This window comes from Gallintestinimicrobium propionicum, from assembly GCF_025567525.1.
Taxonomy (GTDB): Bacteria; Bacillota; Clostridia; order Lachnospirales; family Lachnospiraceae; genus Gallintestinimicrobium; species Gallintestinimicrobium propionicum.
In genome coordinates, this window is the sequence record NZ_JAOQJY010000040.1 from 899 (window position 1) to 6,468 (window position 5,570).

The window sequence follows — 5,570 nt, forward strand, 5'->3', positions numbered from 1 at the left end:
ATTTTCCGCTTGGAAACAGGAGTATACGCTCCTGCTGAAAGGACAGATGACCCACCGGGCAACCCTTGGTACAGACCCTCGCGGAAATCTTACCCGTATCGACAATGCCCTCGCCCAGATGCCCCAGCGTCTGGAGGCGGCAAAGGCCCAGCTGGATAACCTCTATCAGCAGCAGGCTGCCGCAAAGGAGGAAGTCGGAAAGCCATTCCTTTATGAAGAAGAACTGCGAAGCAAAAATGCCCGTCTGGTGGAGCTGGATACTTTGCTCAACATCGACGGAAAGGGACAGGCGCACACCGAGGCTGTTGTTGCCAAAAGCACACGGACTTCGGTGCTGGACAGCCTGAAGCGTCCGGCGACGCCCCGCAGTACAGAAAAGAAACCAAAACAGCATGAGGAGGTGCGATAACATGAATACCAATAATCTGAATACGGCCCTTTATGAAAAGATGGCCACTGAGCAGGAAAAATATAGGGACTGGTTGAAAAGCCAGCCCCCGGAAGAAATCCTGCACCACACCTATGAATATACTGTCCGTGAGGATATTGTGATGGCGATGGAGGAGCTGGAGCTGACCGACGCACAGGCCCAGGCGCTTTTGGAATCTCCCTCGCCGCTGGCGGATGTGTACCGTTATTTTGAAAAGCTGGAGACCGGCTATATGGATATGATCCGGGACAGCATTGAAAACCGTGCCGATGATGTGTGCAAGGCGCAGGAAGAATTACGAACTGCCCCTCTCTACCCCCATTCTGCCGCCTATGCGTCCGAGCATGGAGAGATGGCACAATATAACCGTTCGTATCAGGCGAACAGCGCCTGCAAAGAAGCCATTGAGCAGACCATCAGCGCCCACTATGCAGAGAACCGGCTGGATACGGAGGCGGCGGTCAAAGATGTGCTGGAAAAGTTCGGGACGGAACGGGTACAGTTCATTCTTGCAAACACCATCCAGCGCAAGAACCATGACGGGCGTATCTCTCAGGACAATAAAGCCTGGGCAAAAACCATTCCCATGCCGGAGGACAGCGGCGCTTCCCGCCACTGCGCCTATCTGGTTGTGGATGGGGTCAACCCCGGTCTGACCGATCTGTTTACCAGGCAGGCCAGAAAAACCATGCAGGAACAGCAGAAAAGTTCTGTCCTGCAAAAGCTCAAACAGGAACCGCCTGCCCATAAGCCTGCCGCCCCGAAGAAACAGGAGCCGGAGCGATGAGCAGCCCCAAGCGCAAGCGGGATGTGCCGGTTCTGTTTTGGGTATCCGCTGATGAAATGGAGTTGATTCAGCAGAAAATGGCACAGTTTGGGACAAAAAACCTGAGCGCCTATCTGCGGAAAATGGCTGTGGACGGCTATGTGGTGCAGCTGGACTTGCCGGAACTGAAAGAACTGGTATCCCTGCTGCGCCGGAGCAGCAACAACTTAAACCAGCTGACCCGCAAGGTGCATGAGACCGGGCGGATTTATGATGCCGATTTGGAGGATATATCCCAACGGCAGGAACAGTTATGGGACGGCGTTAAGGAGATACTGACCCGGCTCGCTAAACTTTCATAATCAGGACAAATACCCCATCTGCGGAGGGAGGAACGGCGTTCTTTTCGCCGCGCCTTCCTCCGCTTTTTCTTTTTACCCATATCCTTGCCTTTTGGCTGTGAGACAGGGATAATGGAATCAGGAACAGGAACTGTGATTTTGGGAGGAGGCATAACAATGAGGGCATTGGTATTTTTGTTGAAACTGCTGTTGAAGATCGTGATGGTTCCGGTGATTCTGGCGCTGACCCTGTTCGTTTGGATTTGTGTGGGGATCGTCTATGTCTCCGGTCTGGTGCTGGGGCTTATCAGCATGGTGATCGCCCTGCTGGGTGTGGCGGTTCTGCTGACCTGTTCCCTGCAAAACGGCATTATCCTGCTGGTGATGGCAGTCCTTATTAGTCCCTATGGTCTGCCGATGGCTGCCATCTGGCTGCTGGGCAAGGTGCAGGACTTGAAGTTTGCCATTCAGGATTTGGTTTATGGATAAAATGCGCGGTCACAAAAATGCCAGACAGTGTCTGTTAAATTGCTATATTTACTTCTGTGCTACATCCGTGTATAATAGTAGCACGAAAGGAAGTGATGGATGTGACCAAATCAGAACGGTTTGAGCAATTAGACAGACTTCTGACCGAGCATGATGGGATGCTGCAAACCGCACAGGTAATCGCCAGCGGAATTGTAAAACCCATTTTTTATGAATATGTCAAAGAGAAAAATCTTCAGCAGGTTGCTCACGGAATTTATGTCTCCGAGGACACCTGGATTGATGCGATGTTTCTGTTACATCTGCGATGTGGTCAGGCAGTATTTTCCCATGAATCAGCGCTATTTTTCCATGACTTGACAGACCGGGAACCATCTCCATACGCTATCACGGTGCGCAGAGGGTACAGCACCACTCGCTTAAAGGCAGAGGGCCTTTCTGTTTACACCATCAAACCAGAACTATATGAGGTAGGGCTGACAACTGGCCAAACACCTTTTGGGCATACGGTTCCTGTCTATGATATGGAGCGCACCATCTGCGATCTGCTCCGCAGCCGAAGCAGCATGGAAATACAGACTTTTCAAGGTGCGCTGAAGATGTATGCCAGAAGAAAGGACAAGGATCTGCGGACTTTGATGCGGTATGCCGGTATGTTCCGGGTTGAAAAAATTTTACGGCAGTATTTGGAGGTGCTTTTATGATAAAGACAGCAAGGCAGCTAAAAGATTTGATTCGCAATCTTTCCAGAGAAAAATCTGCGGATGCACAGCTTTTAATGCGAAACTATATGATGGAGCGTTTTCTGGAGCGTATTTCCCTTTCTGAATATCGTGATAAATTTATTCTGAAAGGCGGGATGCTGGTAGCGGCAATGGTTGGACTGGATGCCCGTTCCACGATGGACTTGGACGCTACTGTAAAAGGAGCCAATGTTAATGTAGAGGAGATCGAGAACCTGATTTCTGCTATTGTGAGTGTGCCGATTGATGATGGCGTCAAATTTCAGCTGAAAAGCATTTCAGAGATTATGGATGAAGCGGAGTATCCTGGGATTCGGGTCAGCATGACTACAACCTTTGACGGTGTGGTGACACCTTTGAAGATTGACATTTCCACAGGGGATGCCATTACCCCCAGGGAGGTACGCTACTCTTTCAAGCTGATGCTGGAAGATCGCTCCATTGACATTTGGGCATACAATCTGGAAACCGTTCTGGCTGAAAAGCTGGAAACAATCATCACCAGAACCACCACCAACACCCGCATGAGAGATTTCTATGACATCTATATTCTGGATCAGCTCCACGGGAACACATTGAACCGGCAGACGCTCTATGATGCACTGTTGGCAACTGCTAAAAAACGCGGAACCGAACGGCATCTTGCAGAAGCTGTGGATGTTTTGAATGAAGTGGAAAGCAGTTCTGTGATGCAGAAACTTTGGGAATCTTACCGCAGGAAATTTTCCTATGCGGCAGATCTGGAGTGGAACATCATCATGAGGGCGGTTCGCAGTTTATATGCGCTCAGTGAAAAGGAATCGAGCCTATGAAGAAGAATGGGCATTATTGTAAAGTCTGCGGAGAATATAAGGCTAACGAAAAATTTTCCGGCAAAGGTCATGCGGCGCACATCTGTAAATCCTGTGCTTCTTTATCGCCGGAGAAACAAGCGGAGCAAATGACGGTAAACCGCTTACTGAATCTCCCTTGGCGGTTATCAAAGGAGCAGATTTCCTGGCTGAAAAACCGAATGAAAGATAAGCGCCCGGAAGTTCGTGCACTGGCAAAAGAACAATACGAGATGAGGTTTCCTCCGAAGCGGTTAGAGGACATCGAGGACGATTTTATAGAATAGCAAAAGCGGTCTGCACCATGCAGGCCGTTTCTTTTTTAGAAAGGAGGCCCTTCTATGGCAACCACACGCATCATGCCCCTGCATATCGGAAAGGGGCGCACTGAGAGCCAAGCAATCAGCGATATTATTGATTATGTGGCAAATCCGCAAAAGACTGACAACGGAAAACTAATTACCGGCTATGGCTGTGACAGCCGGACCGCCGATGCAGAGTTTCTGCTGGCGAAGCGGCAATATATCGCCGCCACCGGGCGGGTGCGCGGGGCGGACGATGTGATCGCTTACCATGTGCGCCAGTCATTCAAACCCGGTGAAATCACGCCGGAAGAAGCCAACCGTCTGGGCGTAGAATTTGCAAAGCGTTTTACTAAAGGCAATCATGCCTTTGTGGTCTGCACTCACATAGACAAGTCGCACATTCATAATCACATTATCTGGTCATCGGTCAGCTTAGAATATGACCGGAAGTTCCGAAACTTTTGGGGCAGCACCAAGGCGGTTCGTCGGCTAAGTGACACCATCTGTATTGAGAATGGACTGTCCATTGTAGAGAATCCGAAACTTCACGGAAAGAGCTATAACAAATGGCTGGGCGATCAGGCAAAGCCATCTCACCGAGAGCTGCTTCGTGTGGCGATTGACAACGCATTATCACAAAGTCCTGCTGACTTTGAAGAACTGCTGAAGCTGTTGCGAGAATATGGTTGTGAAGTCTCAAAGCGCGGAAAATCGTATCGACTGAAACTCTCTGGTTGGGAGAAAGCCGCCCGCATGGACAGTCTGGGCGAAGGATATGGATTGGAAGATTTGCGGGCAGTTCTCTCCGGGAAGAAAGCACATACCCCGCGAAAGAAAACAGTCACACAAGCAGAGCCGCCCAAGGTCAATCTGCTGGTGGACATTCAGGCAAAATTGCAGGCTGGAAAAGGTACTGGCTATGCTCAATGGGCTAAAGTTTTCAATCTGAAACAAATGGCGCAGACCATGAATTACCTGTCAGAGAACAATCTGCTGGAGTATGCGGTTTTGGAAGAAAAGGCTACGGCTGCCACGGCACATCACAATGAACTTTCGACGCAGATCAAAGCGGCTGAAAAGCGCATGGCAGAGATCGCTGTTCTGCGTACTCACATCGTAAATTATGCCAAGACCCGTGAGGTCTATGTGGCATACCGCAAGGCGGGTTACTCTAAGAAATTCCGGGAAGAACATGAGGAAGAAATTCTGCTCCACCAGGCTGCTAAGAATGCCTTTGATGAGATGGGAGTCAAGAAGCTTCCCAAGGTCAAAGAGTTGCAGACGGAGTACGCGAAATTGCTGGAAGAAAAGAAAAAGACCTATGCCGAGTACCGGCGTTCCCGTGAGGAAATGCGGGAGCTTTTAACGGCAAAGGCAAATGTAGATCGAGTGCTGAAAATGGAGGTAGAACAGGATGTTGAAAAAGAAAAAGACCACGGCCAGCGGTAAGCTGGTCCTGGTCAAAAGCGTTCGCAGAACGCGCAGCCACAGAATGAAATTCTGTGTTCAAAGGGGCTTGGGGGCGCTGCCCTCAACAAGCAAGCGGAGAGGAAAATCACAAAGGGATTTTCTTCTCTGCGGGGGCGTGTGAAAAAACGAGAAATCATTTTTTACACGCTCTTTTAGACTAAAAAATTATAAACGAAGTACTCTCTAAAAGCGCATT

Annotated in this window: 7 protein-coding genes and 1 pseudogene; all 8 read left to right on the forward strand. The window is 49.7% G+C overall.

The features are described 5' to 3' along the window. A pseudogene (locus OCV62_RS17775) lies at positions 1-409 on the forward strand (helicase); the annotation flags it as partial. Position 410: 1 nt separating this feature from the next. Beyond that, positions 411-1,217 carry a DUF3848 domain-containing protein gene (locus tag OCV62_RS17780; protein ID WP_069432445.1) on the forward strand — a complete coding sequence of 269 codons (807 nt, stop codon included), beginning with the start codon at positions 411-413 and terminating at the stop codon, positions 1,215-1,217. Further along, positions 1,214-1,558 carry a plasmid mobilization protein gene (locus OCV62_RS17785; protein ID WP_069432444.1) on the forward strand — a complete coding sequence of 115 codons (345 nt, stop codon included), beginning with the start codon at positions 1,214-1,216 and terminating at the stop codon, positions 1,556-1,558. Before OCV62_RS17780 ends, OCV62_RS17785 begins: the two co-directional genes overlap by 4 nt. A 156-nt stretch (positions 1,559-1,714) precedes the next feature. Then, the gene (locus tag OCV62_RS17790; RefSeq protein ID WP_069432443.1) at positions 1,715-2,026 is read left to right on the forward strand and encodes a CD1845 family protein; all 312 of its coding nucleotides are present in this window, start codon (positions 1,715-1,717) and stop codon (positions 2,024-2,026) included. Between the two features lie 158 nt (positions 2,027-2,184). Continuing rightward, positions 2,185-2,730, forward strand: coding sequence for a type IV toxin-antitoxin system AbiEi family antitoxin domain-containing protein (locus OCV62_RS17795; RefSeq protein ID WP_227097388.1), 546 nt, complete (start codon positions 2,185-2,187; stop codon positions 2,728-2,730). After that, positions 2,727-3,581, forward strand: a complete 855-nt coding sequence (locus OCV62_RS17800) for a nucleotidyl transferase AbiEii/AbiGii toxin family protein (protein ID WP_069432442.1) — start codon at positions 2,727-2,729, stop codon at positions 3,579-3,581. Before OCV62_RS17795 ends, OCV62_RS17800 begins: the two co-directional genes overlap by 4 nt. Further along, positions 3,578-3,886, forward strand: a complete 309-nt coding sequence (locus OCV62_RS17805) for a hypothetical protein (protein WP_069432441.1) — start codon at positions 3,578-3,580, stop codon at positions 3,884-3,886. The genes OCV62_RS17800 and OCV62_RS17805 overlap by 4 nt, the downstream gene beginning before the upstream one ends. A gap of 54 nt (positions 3,887-3,940) precedes the next feature. After that, positions 3,941-5,353: a relaxase/mobilization nuclease domain-containing protein gene (locus OCV62_RS17810; protein ID WP_069432440.1), complete on the forward strand. Its 1,413-nt coding sequence runs from the start codon at positions 3,941-3,943 to the stop codon at positions 5,351-5,353. The last annotated feature ends 217 nt before the right edge of the window (positions 5,354-5,570 follow it).

Excerpts from the sequence above, each read along its gene's own strand:
- OCV62_RS17780 (WP_069432445.1), top strand. The coding sequence starts at position 411 with ATGAATACCAATAATCTGAATACGGCCCTTTATGAAAAGATGGCCACT.
- OCV62_RS17785 (WP_069432444.1), top strand. The coding sequence starts at position 1,214 with ATGAGCAGCCCCAAGCGCAAGCGGGATGTGCCGGTTCTGTTTTGGGTA.
- OCV62_RS17790 (WP_069432443.1), top strand. The coding sequence starts at position 1,715 with ATGAGGGCATTGGTATTTTTGTTGAAACTGCTGTTGAAGATCGTGATG.
- OCV62_RS17795 (WP_227097388.1), top strand. The coding sequence starts at position 2,185 with ATGCTGCAAACCGCACAGGTAATCGCCAGCGGAATTGTAAAACCCATT.
- OCV62_RS17800 (WP_069432442.1), top strand. The coding sequence starts at position 2,727 with ATGATAAAGACAGCAAGGCAGCTAAAAGATTTGATTCGCAATCTTTCC.
- OCV62_RS17805 (WP_069432441.1), top strand. The coding sequence starts at position 3,578 with ATGAAGAAGAATGGGCATTATTGTAAAGTCTGCGGAGAATATAAGGCT.
- OCV62_RS17810 (WP_069432440.1), top strand. The coding sequence starts at position 3,941 with ATGGCAACCACACGCATCATGCCCCTGCATATCGGAAAGGGGCGCACT.